The organism is Chryseobacterium carnipullorum (assembly GCF_003815695.1).
In the GTDB taxonomy this organism is placed as follows: Bacteria; Bacteroidota; Bacteroidia; order Flavobacteriales; family Weeksellaceae; genus Chryseobacterium; species Chryseobacterium carnipullorum.
The window spans coordinates 4828714-4848151 of the sequence record NZ_CP033920.1 but is presented as its reverse complement, the minus strand read 5'-3'; the positions used below and the strand labels follow the sequence as shown (position 1 = coordinate 4848151).

The window sequence follows — 19438 nt, the reverse complement described above, 5'->3', positions numbered from 1 at the left end:
TCATGGAGGAGATCATTCAGGAAGATAAAAAGGTATTTCTGTACCTTAATAATTTGGGCGATACTTCTTTCGACCAACTGTGGATGCTCATTTCCAGTACATGGATCTGGGTGCCTCTGTATATTATATTTCTTTACTTTTTATACAAAAATTACAAACTAAAATCTTTAGTTTTCATCCTTATATTTATTGCTCTGGGAGCTACCGTTTCAGATCAGCTCGCCAGTATTTTCAAATACGGCGTCGCCAGACTCAGACCATGTCATGATCCCAGTTTGGAACATTATATGAGGATTGTAAAATGTGGAGGACAATACGGGTTTTATTCTGCCCATGCTTCCAACACATTCTTTTTAGCCGCTTATTTAAGTATTTTATTGAAAAAGAAGCTCAATTGGTTTCCATATGCTATATTTGTATGGGCTGTAGTAGTTTCTTACAGCCGAATATATTTAGGAGTACATTTCCCGATAGATATTTTGGTGGGGGCGTTTGTTGGATCTTTATTGGGAGTGATATTTGGAGTACTCGCCAAAAAAGTCATCAACAAACAAACTATAACTTCATGAAAAAAACTTTATTACTCGCAGCATTAATATGCTCCTCATTCAGCCTTTACGCACAGGATAAGAAAATAGCCGAAGAATGCTTTAAAAAAGCAGACTATAAATGTGCAGAAGAACAATATACCAAACTGGCAGAAAAAGAACAGATTCAAAAGTATCAGTCTGAATATTACAACAGTCTTGGTACAGCTCAGAGAAGGTTAGGAAAGACTGCATTAGCTTTGAAATCTTATGAATTTGCTTTGAAAGCCAATCCTTTATCAGCTCCGGTATATGCTAATCTTGCTTCGCTCAACAGTCAGAAAGGAAACAAAACAAAAGCGTTGGAATACATTTCCAAAGGACTTTCGATTGATGCTGAAAATCCCGAATTTTACCTCACCCGCTCCAAGATCTACGACAGTCAGGGCAAAAAAGAGCTCGCGATTAAAGACCTTAAGCAGATCCTTACGTTTGCTCCGGATAATATTTATGCAAAAACAGGACTGGCAAATCTGAAGAAAAACAGCGGTGACCTGGACGGCGCTTTAAAAGATTACAACCAGCTGATTTCCGAGAAACCGGAATCACTTCTTTATAATGGAAGGGCAGACGTTTATTTCAAAATGAAAAAGCCTAAGGAAGCCCTTACAGACGTTAACAAAGCAATTTCCATCGATCCTAAATTTGCGCAGTCGTATGTTACCAAAGCACTGGTTTTATTTGATACGGCGAAACCTAAGGAAGCCTGTGAAAATCTTAATAAAGCAGTAAGTTTAGGCTATGAAAAAGCGGTGCTGGCAGATTATTATACGAAATGTACGGTAAAATAATCTTATTTTGATCGTCCGTTTTTTTGCGAAAACCAATTTTAACCATAAAACTAAATAGATTTTATTCTCAGTTTTAATTATTTTGAACCCCATAAAGATATAGAGATGTTGAATATTGTTCTTGTAGAACCCGAAATACCCAACAATACAGGTAATATAGGACGATTATGTGTAGGAACAGAGAGTAAATTGCACTTGGTTCACCCGTTTGGATTTGTGATCAATGATAAGAACCTGAAAAGATCCGGCCTGGATTATTGGGTGCATCTTGATGTTACCGAATATGCCAATGTGGAGGAGTGGATAAAAAGTATTCCTGATCCGTCGCGTGTTTTCTTAATGAGTTCCCATGCTGAAAAATCATATCTGGAAAACGATTTTCAGGATAGCGACTGGCTGGTTTTTGGAAAAGAGAGTGTGGGGTTGAGTAAGGATGTTCTGGATCAGTTCCAAAATCATTTGACCATTCCGATGTCCAAATTAATCCGAAGCTTTAATATTGCCAATTCTGTAGCATTTGTCATTGGTGAAGCCAAAAGGCAGATTGGTGTAAAGGGTTAGCAGTCAATTACGGTTTTGAAAACCGGGAATTTTAGTCATTATGATAGGGTTTCCCCTGTAAAATCTGATCAGCCCGGTACAGCTGTTCAACAATAAATAAACGGATCATCTGATGCGTGAATGTCATTTTAGATAATGACATTTTTTCGTTGGCTCTGTTATAAATCTCTTCTGAAAAACCATAGGCACCTCCAATCAGGATATGGACTTTTTTTACTGATGAATTCATCCAGTTATCAATTTTCTGGGCAAATTCGCGGCTGGTGAACTGTTTTCCTTTTTCGTCAAGAATTACCACCAGGTCATTTTTATCAATATGATTGAAGAACAGCTTTGCTTCTTCCTTCTTCAAAAGGTCCGGCGAAAGATTTTTTGCATTTTTCACATCAGGAATTTCAGTGATTTCAAAATTCCAGTGTTTGGGAAGTCTGGTAAGATAATAACTGATCAGAGAAGTAATCTCTTTGTCATCTGTTTTGCCGATACAAAGTAAGCCGATTCGCATGTATAGAAAATTTCAAAGGGCAAAGATACCAATTTTACAGGTGAAAATAAATGAATAAGGATGAAAGCCGGACCTGAAATGTTAAAATAGGGAGCACTTTTCATTTTCAAGGTTTTTAATATTTTGCTCATTTAATTTTAAAATCTGTTTATTTTGGATGGATTCTATTGGTTGAGCAGCCTATGAGCTCCTGATCTGTTCAATAATTGCCATTTTTTAGCCTGGCAGGTATGGGAAAAAGGATGGATAAAATGTTTATATTTGTACAAAGACTTAGGTAAAAGCGGTAATGTTTCTCCGGTTAAGGAGATAAAAATAGGCTGTTTTTTTAAGTGAAATGCACCAAATCGATGAGTATAAAAGTTCCCAGATTTATCTTGAAGATTCAAGAGTTTTTTGAAGGTATTCATATTCCTGTTTTAGGAATATCATTATGGCAGATGTTTCAGATCTATATTTCCGGCATTTTTAAAGGAAATATAGGGAGAAAAGCAGCCGCTATTTCCTGGAGCTTTACCATCAGTCTCTTTCCGTTTCTTCTCTTTCTTCTTTCCGTTTTGCCTTATATGCCGCATTATGACAAGCTGCAGTTTTATATTTTTGAAGTTCTGATGCACAACGTTTTTCCTTCTAATATGGAAAATGATGTGAGAGGCTATATTGAAACCAATATTATCCCGAATATGAAAGGGATCAGCAATCTGACAATCGTACTTGCCCTGGTTTTTGCAACCAACGGAACTTTTTCCCTTATCAATGGATTCAATGAAAATTCAGATGAAAAACTCACAGATGTAAAGGAATTCATTCTTTCCTTTTTTATCACCATAGGCTTTATTACCATTGTTTTTCTGGCACTTTTCGGAGTCTATTATGTGGAAGTTGTGATGAAACTTTTTACCCCAGCTTACGATATTTCGTGGCTCGTAAAAAACCTTTCCAAGATCATTGGATTTGTTTCTTTTCCACTTTTCTATTTTATTCTTCTCACGCTTTTTTACTGGTTGGGAACGGTAAAAATAGCAAGATTCAGACAGGCTGTTCCCGGAGCTATTTTAACCACAGTTTTATTTGTTCTCACCACGTTTATCTTTGCGATCTATGTGAAAGATATTGCGCGGTATAACGTACTTTACGGATCCATTGGAAGCATGATCCTGCTGATGGTTTGGGTGAATGTCAATGTGTATCTTCTCCTGTTCGGAAACGAACTGAACATGGCTCTCAGAAAGCTGAGGATAGAAAAACTGATGTCCGACGAAATCAAAAGAGAAGCCGTTCATTATCAAACAAGGATTACAGAACCCAATCTGGAAAGTGATGAGGAGCACAGAAGAAAGATAGAAGAAAAGAAAAGAGATTAATTTTCTATCTCGTTCATATCTTTTTTAGAACTCATACTTAATATGATAAATCCTAAGACTGCTGCCAAGAAAGACGCGATCAGAATCGCAAATTTAGCTTCGTCCTGAATGGGAATATCATCTTTAAAGGAAAGCAGCGCAATAAAAATAGACATGGTGAATCCTATTCCTGCCAGTAATCCAACACCGGCCATTTGGGTCCAGGTACTGTTTTGAGGCAGTGAGCTTAGTTTTAATTTGATAGCTATAAAAGAAAACAGATTGATCCCGACCAGTTTTCCTAACACCAGCCCGCAGATAATACCCAAACCTAACGTACTTGTAACTCCTGCTACCATTTCACTGGTAAAAGCAATATTGGTATTCGTTAAAGCAAATATCGGCATGATGAGAAAGCTTACCGGAAAATGAAGGCTATGCTCAAGTTTTTCAAGAGGGGAGATTTCTACAGTAGACACATTGGTAGGAATTGAGAAGGCCAGTAAAACTCCCGCTATTGTTGCATGGATTCCCGAATGATGCAGGAAATACCATAAGAACAATCCTGGAATAATATAAAAAATAAGTCGGGTAACTTTTAAAAAATTGAGTAAAAACAATAAGGCCGCTGTTCCAAAAGATAGCAACAGATAAGTCCAGTGAATCTGTTCGGTATAAAAAACAGCAATCACCAGAATGGCACCCAGATCATCTACAATAGCCAATGCTGCGAGAAATATTTTAATGGAGTTCGGAATCTTTTTGCCCAGCATCGAAATGATAGCCAATGAAAAAGCAATATCTGTAGCCATGGGAATTCCCCAGCCACTGCCATATTCTGTTCCGGAGTTGAAGAATGTATAGATGACGGCCGGAACGAGCATTCCTCCAACCGCTGCAAAAATAGGCAATGAAGCATTTTTGAAAGAAGAAAGTTCGCCTTCTACCATTTCTCTTTTGATCTCAAGCCCTACCAAAAGGAAGAAAACGGCCATCAGTCCGTCATTAATCCATATGCTGACAGGATAGGTAAGGTGGAAAAGGTGAGTGCCGACTTCTTTGTCTAAAAAGTTCTGAAAACCTTCGCCTGCAGACGAATTAGCGATTAATAATGAAACAAGGACACAGAAAATAAGTATAATTCCTGATGCCTGATTACTGCTGAAAAATTTTTTAAAATATAAGGATAAATTCATGTTTATGATTGTAATCGTCTCACAATGGAAACGCCGTCGATGCTTTTAAGTTTTTTAAATGTTTCTTCAAGCTGACCTTTGTTTTTAACTTCAAGATTGATATTTCCTGTAAAAATACCATTATTGGATTCTATAGACATGCTTTTCATATCCATTCCCATGCTTCCGCTGATCACGGTTGTAATATCGTTGATCATTCCCATTCTGTCAAGACCTTCAATTTCGATCTTCACTCTGTTCTTAAAGCTCTCTGCATTCACCCACTTGGCAGGGATTACACGGTAATCATACTGTGCTCTCAGATTGATGGCATTCGGGCAGTTGTCACTGTGGACTTTGATACCGTCAGAAATGGTAATAAATCCAAAAATTTTGTCACCGGGAATTACCGTACAGCATTTCGCATAGCTGTAGTTGAGCTTTTCCTCATCCTTCCCGAAAATAATCATGTCAAGGTTTTGCTCTTTCGGCTCCTCAAAATGCTGATTTTTTGTTGGCGATTTTCTGAATCTTGAAAGTAAGTTGTTGAATACATTTTTACTTTCTATATATTTTCTCAGACTGCTGACATCCAGTTCATTGCTCTGGAATTTCAGGAACAGATCCTGAGAGGTTTTTAAATTAAAGAATTTCTGAAGCTTGTTGATCTCTTCATCGTTAAAGTTGATCTTTGCATGTCGCAGTTTTCTCTGAAGAATTTCTTTTCCTTCTTCTACCAGCTGATTCTTCTGAGAATTCAGATAACTTTTAATCTTAGACTTCGCTTTGGAGGTTACTACAAACTCCAGCCAGTCAGACTTAGGTTTCTGGTTCTGTGAAGACAAAATATCGATCTGATCACCATTTTGGAGAACATATGAAATAGGGACCAGTTTTCCGTTGATTTTAGCGCCAAGACATTTCATTCCAAGATCAGAGTGAACGGAAAAAGCGAAATCCAGAGCTGTGGCATTGGTGGGAAGAATTTTAATTTCTCCTTTTGGAGTAAATACAAATACTTCTTTAGAATATAAATTGAGTTTAATATTATCTAATAGTTCAGAGGTAGAGAGGTTTTGCTGTTGTTCAAGAACTTCACGGATCTCAGTGACCCATTTTTCAAAATTCCGGTCATCGGAGCTCTGTTTGTAGCCTTCTTTATATTTGTAGTGGGCCGCAACTCCTTTTTCTGCAATTTCATCCATTCTCTCCGAACGGATCTGAACTTCTATCCATTTTTTATCTGGTCCAAGTACCGTTAAATGGAGACTTTCATACCCTGTAGAACGGGGCTGTGTGATCCAGTCTCTCATTCTTGAAGGGTTACTGTGGTAAACATCCGTTACAATGGAATAGATTTTCCAGGCTAAGAATTTTTCATTTTTAGCATCCGATTTATAGATAATCCTGATGGCATAATTGTCGAAGACTTCCTCAAAAGAAACGCCCTGTTTAAGCATTTTTCTGTAAATAGAGGAAATGGCTTTCGCACGGCCTTTGATCGTGAAATTTAAGCCTTCTTCTTTTAATCTTTCTGAAGCTTCAGTCTTAAATTCTTCAATGTATCGTTCCCGGCTTTCTTTGGCTAATTCCAACTTTTCCGTGATCTCATTGTACACTTCCGGATTGTTGTATTTTAACGAAAGATCTTCAAGCTCTGATTTAATGTTATAAAGTCCCAGACGGTGAGCCATCGGGGCATAAATATATACTGTTTCTGAAGCAATTTTTTTCTGCTTGTCCGGAGCCATGCTTTCCAGCGTTCTCATATTATGAAGACGGTCGGCAATTTTGATCAGAATAACTCTGAAATCTTCGGATAACGTCAGCAATAATTTCCTGTAGTTTTCAGACTGTACAGAAATATTCTGATGATTCATGATAGAGATCTTTGTGAGTCCGTTCACAATGTTGGCGATCTTTTCTCCAAAAATCTTTTTCAGATCTTCGTAGGTATAGTCCGAATCTTCTACAACGTCGTGCAACAGGGCACAGGCTATGGATGTAGCGCCAAGTCCGATCTCAGTTGCTACAATTTTAGCAACAGCAATGGGGTGGTAGATGTAAGGCTCGCCGGATTTTCTCCTTTGATCCTTATGGGCATCCAATGCAATATCAAATGCCTTCCGGATGAGTTTATTATTTTCCTCATCCAGAGTTCTGTAGGTGTTAGAAATCAAGTCCTTATATCGGGCAAGGATCTCTTTGTTTTCCTGTTCTAAATCGTAACTCATTTGTGTTAATGCCTATATTTAAACGAAAATACGAAAATTTTTAAACTTTTCATACATAAAAAATCCACAGAACGATCTGTGGATTTCCGGTTATTAGATTTTATGTTTTATCAGAATTTTACTTCTGAATCCATACCGCTGCTTGATGCCTTTATTTTTACATCGGGGCTGTTATGGATTTCTGCTCTGTTTCTGGCATCGATAAATTTTCTGATGTGATCATAATTGGCCTCTCCGATACCCATATTCTCGAATAAATAGGTCTTCAGTACTGAATTTTGGCTAAAAACATTCTTAGCACCGTCAGTTTGGTTATTATCTTTTACCGCAACACTCGCCAGATACTGAGAGGTACCAGAGTCGTTATTAACATATACTATGTAATCTGAATTTTCAAATCCTGAATTTTCCAGATCAGCTTCAAGCTTTTTGTAATCGCTGTGATGTGCAAATAATCCAGCTAATATATTTGACATAAGCAATGGTTTTTAAATTATACTTAAAGGTAATAAATATTTTTTAATATTGTTGGTAATAATTTATTAAAATTTACGTTTTACTATTTTGTCTATATTTTTATGTTAAAATGTTTGAGAATATCTATTGAACAGGAGTTTAAATTTGATGAATATGTACTACTCCATAAAGACCGATAATATCTATTCATTAATTTGCATTATCCGTGAAATCTACACGAATAAAATACACATTCTTAAGTATCATTATTTACAAAAAAAACGGACCGAAGCCCGTTTTTACAGTATTGTTCAAAAATCTAATCTATATCTTTTCATTCTTAATTTCCTCCACAATTTCAGGATTCAGTAAAGTAGAAATATCTCCAAAGTTGCTGAAATCTCCTTCTGCAATTTTTCTCAGGATTCTACGCATGATTTTCCCTGAACGTGTTTTGGGAAGCCCGGAAACAAACTGAATCTTATCCAGTTTGGCAATAGGTCCTATCTGATCTGAGATCAGCTGATTGATTTCCTTTTTAAGGTTTTCCTTGTCGCGGCCTTCTCCTGTTTCTTTCAAGATCACAAAACCATACAAGGCATTTCCTTTAATGTCGTGAGGATAACCCACAATCGCAGATTCTGCAACAGCAGGATGTTCGTTGATGCTGTCTTCAATAGGGGCTGTTCCTAAATTATGTCCGGAAACAATAATTACATCATCTACACGGCCCGTAATTCTGTAGTATCCTACTTCATCTCTCAATGCGCCGTCACCCGTAAAATATTTCCCCGGGAAAGCTGTAAAATAGGTTTCTTTATATCGCTGATGGTCGCCCCAGATAGTTCTGGCAATTCCCGGCCATGGAAAACGGATGCATAGATTTCCGGTTACCTGGTTTCCTGTAATTTCGTTGCGTTTATCATCCATTAATACAGGTTGAATTCCCGGAAGTGGAAGTGTGGCATAGGTAGGTTTGGTAGGGGTAACGAAAGGAAGCGGTGAGATCATGATTCCTCCTGTTTCTGTTTGCCACCAGGTATCAACGACCGGACATTTTTTCTTTCCGACATGGTCATTGAACCAGTGCCATGCTTCTTCATTGATGGGTTCACCCACAGAGCCAATCACTTTCAAAGTGCTGAGATCATGCTTGTCAACCCATTCCGAGCTTTCTTTGGCCAATGAACGGATGGCCGTCGGTGCGGTGTAGAACTGGGTAACCTTATGTTTTTCGATAACCTCCCAGAAACGGTCCGGTTCAGGATAAGTAGGCACCCCTTCAAAAATTACGGTGGTTGCTCCGTTAAGAAGGGGCCCGTACAGAATATAGGAATGTCCGGTAATCCAGCCGATATCTGCTGTACACCAGTAGATGTCGTTTTCCTTGTAGTTAAATACATTTTTAAAAGTATAGGCGGTATACACCATATAACCTGCGGAAGTGTGAAGCATTCCTTTGGGTTTCCCCGTAGAACCTGAGGTGTACAGGATAAAAAGCGGATCTTCAGCATCCATGATCACGGTAACGAAATCAGCGGAGGCTTTTTCATAAAGATCAGCCATCCAGTGATCTCTGCCTTCTTTCATTTTGATCTCGTTGTGGGTTCTTTTTACGACCAGAATAGATTCTATGCTTGGTGTTTTCTCCGCAGCTTCATCTACGATACTTTTTAGGTCCAGAACTTTGTTTCCTCTGTAGCTTCCATCTGACGTAATGATCATTTTAGCATGACAGTCGTTTACCCTTGAAGCTACTGCTGAAGCTGAAAATCCTGCGAAGATTACAGAATGCACTGCGCCCAATTTAGCACAGGCAAGCATCGTTATCGCTAGTTCCGGGATCATGGGAAGGTAAATGCAGACTCTGTCGCCTTTTTCAATTCCCATTTCACGCAAAACATTGGCAGTTTTATTGACGCGCGTGTATAATTCATTGTAGGAAATATGTTGTGCCTGTTCTTTAGGGTCGTTGGGCTCCCAAATGATCGCTGTTTTTTCTCCTCTTACTGCAAGATGTCTGTCGATACAGTTTTTAGTGATATTTAATTTCGCATTCTTAAACCAAGTGATTTTGGCTTCATTCATATCATACTTAACAACCTTGCTCCATCTTTGGTACCAGACAAAATTTTGATCAGCAATCTTATCCCAGAATTTTTTAGGATTTTTAATAGACTTTTTGTACTCTTCAAAATAATGTGGCAGATCTTCAATTAAGTAATTTCTCATATCCCTTCTTTTTTTGAAATTTGAATTTTATTAATATTAAATATATGTTTAATTTATGGCTTAAGCCCTGTATTCATTGATTTTTTCCTGAATTTCTTCAATGATTTTTTCGTCATCTATGGTAGACGGAATCTGAAAATCTTTCCTATCGAGTAATGTTCTGATCAATTTTCTTAAAATTTTTCCTGAACGTGTTTTAGGTAAACGTTTGACAACCATCGCGTTTTTTAGAAATGCCACGGCGCCTATTTTCTCCCGAACCATACGGATAATATCCTTTTCTACATCTTTTTCGGTTATAGGAGAGCCATTTTTTAACACAACCGCAGCAAAAGGAATCTGTCCTTTCAGCTCGTCATCGATGCCTACCACAGCGCATTCTGCAACGTCGGGATGTGACGACACAATTTCTTCCATTTCTGAAGTGGATAGTCGGTGTCCGGCTACATTGATGACATCGTCAACTCTTCCGGTAATGAAAATATAACCGTCCTCATCCTGAATGGCACCGTCTCCGGAAAAATAATACCCTTTGTATTGGGACAGATAGCTGCTCTGAAAACGTTCGTTGTCATTCCATATACCTAAAAGCGCGCCGGGAGGAAGTGGAAGTTTGATGATAAGGTAACCTTCCTGATGAGCATCAAGTTCATATCCATTTTCGTCAAAGATTTTAATGTCATATCCCGGAATAGGTTTTCCGGCAGACGCTCTTTTGATTTTATACTGATCATCTAAAGTCATTAGACCTAGCATGGGCCATCCGGATTCTGTCTGCCACCAGTGATCAATAGCCGGAACTCCAATATGTTCAGCAAACCAATCCAAAGTCGCCACGTCACATCGTTCACCAGCCAGAAACTGCTTTTTAAAGTGGGAGAGATCATATTTTTTAACTAATTCTCCGTTCGGATCTTCTTTTTTAATGGCTCTGATGGCGGTTGGTGCTGTAAACATGGTAGAAACTTTATATTCCGAAATAATCCTCCAGAATGTACCGGCGTCAGGGGTCATAATAGGTTTTCCTTCAAAAATAATTGTTGTATTCCGGTTGATCAGCGGTCCGTAGACGCTAAAACTGTGCCCGACTGCCCATCCGAAATCAGATGCTGCCCAATAGGTTTCGCCGGGTTCCACACCATAAATATATTTCATGGAAAACTTCAGCGCGGTTGCGTAGCCTCCGGTATCCCGTACAATTCCTTTTGGTTTTCCCGTGGTTCCTGACGTATAAAGCAAATACAAAGGATGAGTAGATTCTACTGAAATACAATCTGCAGGTTCTGATTTTTGAACTAATTCTTCATAATCAATGAGTCCCTCAAACATTTCGTGCTGATTATCTACTAATTGTCTGTTGTAAACAATAATATGGTCTACTTTATCCTGTGCCAGTTCAATAGCCTTTTCAACAAGCGGTAAATAGGGAATTCTTCTCGCTATTTCTACGCCTGCAGTAGCGGTGATTAATGCTTTTGGCTTACAGTCATCGATTCTCACGACCAGTTCATGCGGGGCAAAACCTCCAAAAACAACATTGTGAATCACTCCAATCCTTGCGCAGGCCAGCATCGCAAAAAGAGTTTGTGGAATCATAGGCATATAAATAACAGCGGTATCTCCTTTTTTTAAACCCAATGATACAAGTCCTCCGGCAAATTTTGAAATTTCTTCTTTAGCCTGATTAAAAGTGTATGTTTTCTTCTGATCTGTAACAGGAGAGTCATAAATAATAGCCGTCTGCTCCCCATAACCATCTTCAATATGCCGGTCAATACAGAGATGGCATATGTTGAGCTTTCCGTCGGCGTACCATTGCGGATAATCATTTTTATCTTGACAAAGAATCTGTTCCGGAAACTGAAACCAATCTATTTCTTTGGCTTGTTCTTTCCAGAAACGTTCTTTATCTTCTATACTTTGTTTAAACAGAATATCTGCGTCCATATTAATTTTTTTGTTTCATGTTTTTTTTGTTTTTGCGGAGAGACGAAAGGTCAGGGTTTTGTTTTCAATCTGCTGTCTCACATTTCAGTTGTAAGTCTGAATTCCCTATCCTTGGCAAGGTTCAAAACCTTGCCAAGGATTTCTTAAGTCTCAAGTCTCACATCACGTGTCTGAAATCTGATGTCTAGCATCTAAAATCTCCCTACCCAAACATCTCCTCAATCTGCTGCATCAGTTTTTTTATAGAGTATGGTTTTGTTACATAAGCATCGGCTCCCATTTCTATTCCTTTTTCAATGTCTCTGGGGTTGTTTTTAGCACTCAGAAATATGACTTTTGTGTCTTTCAGTTTTTCCTCTTTTTTAATGGCTTCCAAAGCGCTGTATCCATCCAGGTTGGGCATCATAATGTCGAGGAGGATGACGTCCGGAACCATGGTTTTAAGAAAATCAAGAACTTCTGTTCCGTCTCTGGCGATATACACATCATAGCCATTTTTCTTAAAACTGTATTCAAGCGATATTAATATCTTGTGTTCGTCATCGGCAATAATTATCTTTCTCATAGAATGTTATTGGTTGTGTTCAACTTCATTTTTTGTTATATTGTAGGGAATGTTTATTGTAAAGGTTACGCCAAGACCGCTGTTTTCTGCTCTTATCGTACCGCTGTGTGCCTGTACAATTTTCTTGGAAATAGCCAATCCGAGTCCGCTTCCTGTAGGTTTCAGAATGTTCTGATTTTTTGACTGATAAAATTTGTCAAAGATCATTTCCAGATCCTCTTCCGGAATATGCCTTCCGGTATTGAAAATCGTAATCATCAACTGACCGTCTTTTTCAGATAATTTCGTTTGTATGGTTCCCTGCTTATCTGTGAATTTTAAAGCATTTCCCAAAATATTCTGGAAAAGCTGGATCATTCTTGCTTCATCGTGCTCCAATACAGATTGATTCAGAAGATTCACTTCACTTAAATGAATATCTTTTTGCTGGATCAGATGGAGTAGTGGGTTTAAGGCTTTTTTATACGTTTCAAGAATGTTATTTTCTTTGATGTTTAAAGCAATTTCTCCATGTTGCAGTTGATCCAGATAGAGAATATCATTGATAATTTCACTCAGTCTGTCAGATTCTGTGATGATATTATTTAAAAATTCCTGTTTAATGTCCAGTGGAATGTCATCATCGTCCGCTAAAATTTCTCCTGCTGAACGGATAGAGGTGATAGGGGTCCTTAATTCATGGGCAACGGAATCTAAAAAGTCATCTTTCTGGCGGTCTTTAACGATCAGGTTTTCATTGGCTGTCCTCAGATCATCAGAAAGTTTTTGTAATTCTTCAGACTGTTCTGTCAGTTTTTTATTGAGTGTAATATTTTCTTTAGATTCCTCTAAAATATTTAAAACTTCCTTCAAAGATATTTTATCCTCTTTGGTCACCCCTTCAATCAGAATTTTTGCTGATGCAGTTCCAATTCTCCCTGCCAGAAGATTTTCAGAAAATTTGATAAACCTTGAATCTGCAGTTTCGGTTTTAGAATCGATATTATATTTCAAATTAAAAATCCTTAAAGCCTGCTCCGTTTTATTTTTACCCAAAAACCTTTCCAGAATGTTTTTAATGTCTGATACATAGGCGGTTCCGCGCCAGATGAATGCGTTCTCATGATTTTGGATGTGTTTATCAATATCTACATACAATTCTGCAAAATTTCTTTCCCTGTAATTTCCCTTCACGCTTACGGAAATAATAGTGAAAAGGGAGGTATTGACTAACGTCGACCAGAAGAAGATTTCCGGGATACTGCTTAAAAAAGAAATATTGAAAAATCCGAAAACGTCATATATTTCCCGGATAACTCCTTTGAATTCCTGATTATAAGAAAAATAATACTGGGGAATAATCAGCCCGAAGTAGCAGATTGCCAATCCTGCAAGAAGTCCTGCTACAGCACCCTTATAACTTCCTCTTCTCCAGAATATTGCTCCGAAAAAAGAAGGAGCCAGCTGGGCAATGACAACAAACGAGATCAAACCTACAGAATCCAGCGATGTTTTAAGAATGAAATATTTATAGAAGACAAACGCCATGATGATCAGAGCGAAGATGCTGAATTTTCTGATATTAGTAATATTTCTCGTATTCTGAACTTCATTGTCAGATTTGAATTTTCCCAATAAACCGTAAGGAATGATAAGGTTATTGGAAAGCATGATGGATAAAGTGATTGCAGAAATGATGATCATAGAAATACATGAACTCAAGCCGCCAAGGAATACAAAAACGGTAATTAAAGTATTGTCAAAATGTTGTGGAATCAGAATAGAGTAGAATTCCGGATTGACCTTCTGTCCGTCGAAAATAAGTCTTCCGCCCCATGCAATAGGAAAAATAAAAATAGTGAAGATCAGTAAATAAAGCGGAAAAAACCAGATGGCTGTTTTGATGTGCTTTTCCTGTCTGTTTTCGATGATGGCCGTATGAAACTGTCTTGGAAGAATGCAAATGGCTGTAGCGGAAATCATGCAGAGAACCATCCAGTTCATTGCGCCCTCGATTCCGTTGAATGTATTTTTTTCCTTGAAATCTTCAAATCGGCTGGCTTTCTCATAGATATCCGAAAAACCATCAAATACAAAGTAAATAACGAATATACCCAGAATAATGATGAAAAAAAGCTTCAAAAAACTCTCCAAAGCAATCGCTGAAATAATTCCTAACCGTTTTTCCGATGCATCCACATATCTGGTTCCATAATAGGAGGAGAACAGTGCAATCAGAATAACGACAAATGTTGCGTTGTCAGTCAGTATATTGCTGGACATTGAAGTTTCCGTCACCAAATGAAAGGTTTCGGAAATTGCTTTGATCTGAAGTCCTATATAAGGAACAATAGCCAGCAGGCAGACGATTGTGATTATCGCACTGAAACTTCTGCTGTTTCCATATCTTAAGGAAATAAAGTCCGCAAGACTACTGATTTTGTTGATTCTGGAAATTCTTATGATTTTCGTATTGATGTAGATCCATGCAGGAATGATCATAATCGGTCCGATGTAAATGGGAAGATAATTCAGTCCGCTTGTTGCTGCAACGCCGATACTTCCGTAATAGGTCCATGCTGTGCAGTACACGGCAAGAGACAAGGCGTAGATATACGGATTATTGATCCACCGCTTGCTCTTTTTCTTCTCTGCCAGATGGGCAACTAAGAACAAAAGAGCGAGATAGATTAAGACCACAAAAAATAATGCGAAGCTACTCATCATACTTTTTTATGATTACAAAAGAAATAATGATGGAGATCGTCCAGACCGCAAACAGGTAGATCAGAATCATCGGGTAGCCAAAAACATTTTTTTCACTGTTGAATAGCAGTGAAATAGGGATGCTGAAAGCCAACATCAGTCCGATGCTCAGGATAATCAGTTTTTGTTCGTGTCTTTTTTTCATATCTATAATAGTTCTTTACCAAAGCAGACAGCTTCTTCGCGCCCTACGTATATTCCGTAGTTTTCAATTATTTTATATCCGTTTTTAAGGTAAAATGACACAGCATTCTTATTGTTCTTTCGGGTTTCAAGGTAGATATATTGGTAATCTAATTGCTTAGCTGTAATTTCGAGTGCTGAGAGAATTTTCAGACCTAATCCTTTTCTTTTTTCTGTAGAGAACATTCTTTTAATTTCACAGGTCTGTGGAAAAAGTGGACGAATACCTCCACAAGCAACAGCATCTTCTCCACATACAGCAATGATGAATCGAGCTTTTTCTTGAGTAAAATCATCTAAATTGGCACTTTTAGCTCCGTCACTTCCAGAAATATCAATAAGAGAACTATTTAATTTATTGATTAAATTAATAACTCTTTTGTCTAGTGCTGGATGTCTAACTGCTTCAATTATGATACTCATTTTTATCTATAGGTAAATTTTTATATGCAGTATTTTCTTTTTAATTTAAAAATAATTGATGAATGACTTATAAAGCATTCATCAATTATCATTTGAAATATTTTAAATCTTATCGTCCGAATACTCTCCCGTCAGCGAATAATAGCCGAAAATGGCCAGTCCGCCAGAGATAATCGGCATCAGTACAAATAAGATGATGATTCCGAATACCAGATCTTCCTGCTTTCCTGAAGTAATTTTTGGAATTCCAAGAACCGTTGTTCCGAAATATCCTACCACCAGGGCTACTGCAATCCAGAGTATGCCTAATATTTTTTTGATTCCGTTCATTTTAGTAGTTTTAAAATTAGTGAAAAATTAAGTGATTTGCTATCTAATCGTGAATATTATTATTCTTATTTTTAAGATAAAATAATCCGATGATCAGACAGACTGCGGCAACTCCAATCGGATACCAGAGTCCTTCCAGGTACCAAGTTGGATGTCCTGCATCTTTTCCCTGAGTAACAAGATACGTGGCCACTGCCGGAAGAAGTCCCCCGAACACTCCGTTTCCGATATGATAAGGTAGTGACATCGAGGTATAACGGATCCTTACCGGGAACATTTCAACAAGAAAAGCAGCGATAGGGCCGTAAACCATGGTGACAAAAATCACCTGAATGAAAACCAGAAACACCAGATACCATCTTGTATCATTGCTTAGCGTGATTGATTTTGTGACTTTGGGTTCTTCCGCTTTACCGTCTTTCATCACAGGGCCAGTTGCAGACCAGTGTACAATGCTGTCTTTTTTAATGAAAGTCCCGTCTGTGTATGTAGTTTCTTTGTGAAAAGTAATTAAGCTGTCTGATGCAATGTCTTTATGAATGGCGGCACTTCTTGTCTCTTTGATTCCGTCGCTTGCAACCGTTTTAGCTTCAATATTGACACTTTTATACATGCTGTCATAAATCGGCCTGTAGGCTAGAATAGCAACCAGCATACCGGTCATCATGATTGCTTTTCGTCCGATTTTATCGGAGAGCCAGCCGAAAAATACGAAGAATGGGGTTCCCATTAATAGGGCAGTAGCCATTAAATAATCAACCTGCATGGAGTCTATATTCATTACTTTCTGCAGGAAGCTCATGGCGTAGAACTGTCCGGTATACCAGATAACCCCCTGTCCCATGGCAGCACCGAACAGTGCCAGTAAAACAAATTTGAAATTAAATTTATTCCCGAAACTCTCTTTTAATGGGTTTTTAGATGTTTTTCCTTCACTTTTAGCCTTTGCAAAAAGCGGAGATTCTTTCATATTTTTTCTGATGAAATAAGATACACCCACCATTAAAATTGAAATCCAGAAAGGAACTCTCCATCCCCAGGAATCAAATTCTGCAGCAGATAATGTGTTTTTAGTAATTAAAATCACGATTAATGAAATGAAAAGTCCTGCCGTAGCTGTCGTCTGAATCCATGATGTCCAGTATCCTCTTCTGTGTGGCTGAGCGTATTCTGCGACATAGGTTGCAGCACCTCCGTACTCTCCTCCCAACGCTAAACCTTGTAAAAGTCTTAAAATTAAAACTAAAACCGGTGCCATGAATCCGATGGTTTCGTATCCCGGAATACACCCGATCAGGAAAGTAGAGAACCCCATGATCAGAAGCGTCACAAGGAATGTGTATTTTCTTCCGATAATATCGCCTAATCTTCCGAAGAACAAAGCTCCGAAAGGTCTTACAACGAACCCGGCTGCAAAAGTAGCCAATGTAGATAAAAATGCTGCAGTAGGATTGTCAGCAGGGAAAAACTTCGTCGCTAAAACGATAGCTAAACTTCCAAAAATATAAAAGTCATACCATTCTATCAGAGTACCGAGGGATGAGGCAGTGATCACACTCCAGATGGTGCGGTTTTTCTGCCGTTCGGTCATATTCTCGTAGTTTTCGTGGTGATTGTCGCTCATGTTGAATTGATTTTTGATGTTAATGGATTAAGATATTGAGTTCATCCTGGGTTTAAAGGTAAATCTGGAACTGTACAATGAATTCACCTTTTGAGGAAGGGCTTTCCGTAGGGCTGGTATAAACCGGTCTTGTGGAATATTGCGTAGTAATCTTGGCATGATGGCCGTCTATAAACCAGTTGGTACCTACATCGAATTGTGAAGACGACTTGTCGAATGCTTCAAAACTTTTATGCGTGTACGCCGCGAAAGGCTGTATTCTGATCTTTGGTTTTTCGGCCTGGCTTGGAAGCAGTAATCCGGCTTGGGCGTACACTACATTGCCTGTTCCTATCATCGGTTGTAGATTCCCGGGACCCGCAATAGCTCTGCTTCCTGCAAAATTGGGATCATTGGCGGCAATATTCATCGTTCCCAGATTTCTTATGTAGTTAGGACCGAAATTGTAGTTATAATATCCGGCATAAGCAGAAACGGCCATTTTATTTTTCGCATTTCCCAAAGGAATATCAGCGAAAGCATCTACTGCTAAAAGAGTGATATCATGTTTTTCGATATTGGAATTCACTGAAGTCCTTGTTCCGTCGGCCTGATGGTAGAAACCTGCACCTACATTGAACACTTTCTTGGTTCCTAAATACGAGCCCACTTTGAAAGGAAGGGTATTGGATTCTTCATCAAGAAACTGGTATTCAACATAACCGGCTTTAGAAAAGCTTGGATTTCCATTGTTGTCAACAGCTGCAGCTCTTGAAGGATCTGTAACATTAACAGGGACCAGGTCTGTCGCGAAAGGTTTGTTTAAACTGAAACGGTATTCCAGTTTCCCATACTTTCCTTTAGCGAACATCCCGAGTTGTCTTGCGAATTGATCGGAATTATCAATTAAAGGCCATGAGAAAATAGGAGAGTCTACGGTAAGGAAATTCAGGGTAGATGCCATCGTCATACGGGAAAGTCCCATGTAGTAATGAAGGCCTGCTCCTAAAGATAAACTGAATTTTCCCGCTTCTCCGGGTAAAATAACTGCGTACTCATTCCATGCATCATGAAAAAAAAGCTGAGGTTTCTTGCCGTTTCCGTAACCTCCGGTTCCTGTGGTGCCCGTAGCTCCGCCGTTGATGAAGGTTTGATTATTGATCCCAAAGTGAGCAAGGATCATGTATCTTTTAGAGATTTGGGCATACATTAAAGCACGCAATCTTCTGTTTCCCAGGTTCCAGGAATTGTCGGCAGGTTCTCCGCCAACCATACTTCCCGGGTTCATTTGGGTGTTTCTGAGCCAGAACTGGTCCCATAATATAAATCTGATGTACTTATCTCCTTCAGGATTGAGGTTTAATTTTAATCCGCCTCCGTAATCAGGAGAACCCTGTCCGTATAAAGAACTGCTTATTAAGGCTAATCCAATAAATGAAAGTAATTTCTTCATAAATTATCAATTTTTGGCGTTGTTTTTTGTGAAAGCCAAATTGTAATTAATAATTTATTTACAAAAATTTAATATATATTAGTGGTAATGATATAGTTTTTTTGTAACCAACTGGTTTTTAGTTGAGAGTTACTAGATTTGAGTTATGGGTTTTAGTGTTAGAGAGCCTGAGTGTTGGAGAGTGAATGTGTCAGGAGAAAGTTGTGAGTTGAGTTTTGATTAATAAATGACAGGTGCTTGGTGGCTGAGGCTCCCGAAGCCACCACTCCTAATGTTTGAAATCTGAAATCTGATGTCTAGCATCT

Annotated in this window: 16 protein-coding genes and 1 pseudogene; 4 read left to right on the top strand and 13 right to left on the bottom strand. The window is 38.4% G+C overall.

What is annotated here, in order from left to right; genetic code table 11:
* The first annotated feature begins 2 nt into the window (after positions 1-2).
* The 3 genes from EG346_RS22020 (at position 3) to EG346_RS22010 (ending at position 1939) form a co-directional block, all read left to right on the top strand.
* Positions 3-569 (top strand): phosphatase PAP2 family protein, encoded by a 567-nt coding sequence (locus EG346_RS22020; RefSeq protein ID WP_073334800.1) that lies wholly within the window; start codon positions 3-5, stop codon positions 567-569.
* Positions 566-1378: a tetratricopeptide repeat protein gene (locus EG346_RS22015; protein ID WP_123881658.1), complete on the top strand. Its 813-nt coding sequence runs from the start codon at positions 566-568 to the stop codon at positions 1376-1378. The genes EG346_RS22020 and EG346_RS22015 overlap by 4 nt, the downstream gene beginning before the upstream one ends.
* A 105-nt stretch (positions 1379-1483) precedes the next feature.
* Positions 1484-1939, top strand: a complete 456-nt coding sequence (locus tag EG346_RS22010; RefSeq protein WP_123881655.1) for a tRNA (cytidine(34)-2'-O)-methyltransferase — start codon at positions 1484-1486, stop codon at positions 1937-1939.
* Between the two features lie 31 nt (positions 1940-1970).
* Here the strand turns inward: EG346_RS22010 and EG346_RS22005 are convergent, their stop codons facing one another.
* A complete protein-coding gene (locus EG346_RS22005; protein ID WP_073334803.1) occupies positions 1971-2444 on the bottom strand; it encodes a 23S rRNA (pseudouridine(1915)-N(3))-methyltransferase RlmH in 474 nt (157 codons plus the stop codon).
* A gap of 350 nt (positions 2445-2794) precedes the next feature.
* Here EG346_RS22005 and EG346_RS22000 point away from each other — a divergent pair, with 350 nt between their 5' ends.
* On the top strand, positions 2795-3808 hold the full coding sequence (locus EG346_RS22000; RefSeq protein WP_083564087.1) for a YihY/virulence factor BrkB family protein: 1014 nt from the start codon (positions 2795-2797) through the stop codon (positions 3806-3808).
* On the opposite strand, the gene nhaA is transcribed toward EG346_RS22000, so the two are convergent.
* The 12 genes and pseudogenes from nhaA to EG346_RS21940 all read right to left on the bottom strand — a co-directional run bounded on the left by nhaA (position 3805) and on the right by EG346_RS21940 (position 19133).
* Positions 3805-4983, bottom strand: a complete 1179-nt coding sequence (gene nhaA, locus EG346_RS21995) for a Na+/H+ antiporter NhaA (protein ID WP_073334804.1) — start codon at positions 4981-4983, stop codon at positions 3805-3807. The genes EG346_RS22000 and nhaA overlap by 4 nt on opposite strands.
* Before the next feature lie 2 nt (positions 4984-4985).
* Complete coding sequence (locus EG346_RS21990; protein ID WP_073334805.1) at positions 4986-7196, bottom strand: RelA/SpoT family protein; 2211 nt, start codon at positions 7194-7196, stop codon at positions 4986-4988.
* A gap of 110 nt (positions 7197-7306) precedes the next feature.
* Entirely contained in the window at positions 7307-7672 is a 366-nt protein-coding gene (locus EG346_RS21985; RefSeq protein WP_123881652.1) for a hypothetical protein, read from the bottom strand.
* A 304-nt stretch (positions 7673-7976) separates the two neighbouring features.
* Positions 7977-9887, bottom strand: a pseudogene (acs, locus tag EG346_RS21980) (acetate--CoA ligase); the annotation flags it as partial.
* 57 nt (positions 9888-9944) lie between these two features.
* Entirely contained in the window at positions 9945-11831 is a 1887-nt protein-coding gene (locus EG346_RS21975; protein ID WP_123881649.1) for an AMP-binding protein, read from the bottom strand.
* 202 nt (positions 11832-12033) lie between these two features.
* A complete protein-coding gene (locus EG346_RS21970) occupies positions 12034-12396 on the bottom strand; it encodes a response regulator transcription factor (protein WP_123881645.1) in 363 nt (120 codons plus the stop codon).
* 6 nt (positions 12397-12402) lie between these two features.
* Positions 12403-15099, bottom strand: a complete 2697-nt coding sequence (locus EG346_RS21965) for an ATP-binding protein (protein WP_164466363.1) — start codon at positions 15097-15099, stop codon at positions 12403-12405.
* Positions 15092-15286 (bottom strand): hypothetical protein, encoded by a 195-nt coding sequence (locus EG346_RS21960; RefSeq protein WP_123881639.1) that lies wholly within the window; start codon positions 15284-15286, stop codon positions 15092-15094. The genes EG346_RS21965 and EG346_RS21960 overlap by 8 nt, the downstream gene beginning before the upstream one ends.
* Before the next feature lie 2 nt (positions 15287-15288).
* Positions 15289-15747, bottom strand: a complete 459-nt coding sequence (locus tag EG346_RS21955) for a GNAT family N-acetyltransferase (protein WP_123881636.1) — start codon at positions 15745-15747, stop codon at positions 15289-15291.
* Positions 15748-15849: 102 nt separating this feature from the next.
* Complete coding sequence (locus tag EG346_RS21950) at positions 15850-16077, bottom strand: DUF6814 family protein (protein ID WP_073334813.1); 228 nt, start codon at positions 16075-16077, stop codon at positions 15850-15852.
* Positions 16078-16120: 43 nt separating this feature from the next.
* Positions 16121-17701: an MFS transporter gene (locus EG346_RS21945; RefSeq protein ID WP_123881633.1), complete on the bottom strand. Its 1581-nt coding sequence runs from the start codon at positions 17699-17701 to the stop codon at positions 16121-16123.
* 52 nt (positions 17702-17753) lie between these two features.
* Complete coding sequence (locus EG346_RS21940; protein WP_123881630.1) at positions 17754-19133, bottom strand: porin; 1380 nt, start codon at positions 19131-19133, stop codon at positions 17754-17756.
* Positions 19134-19438: the final 305 nt, after the last annotated feature.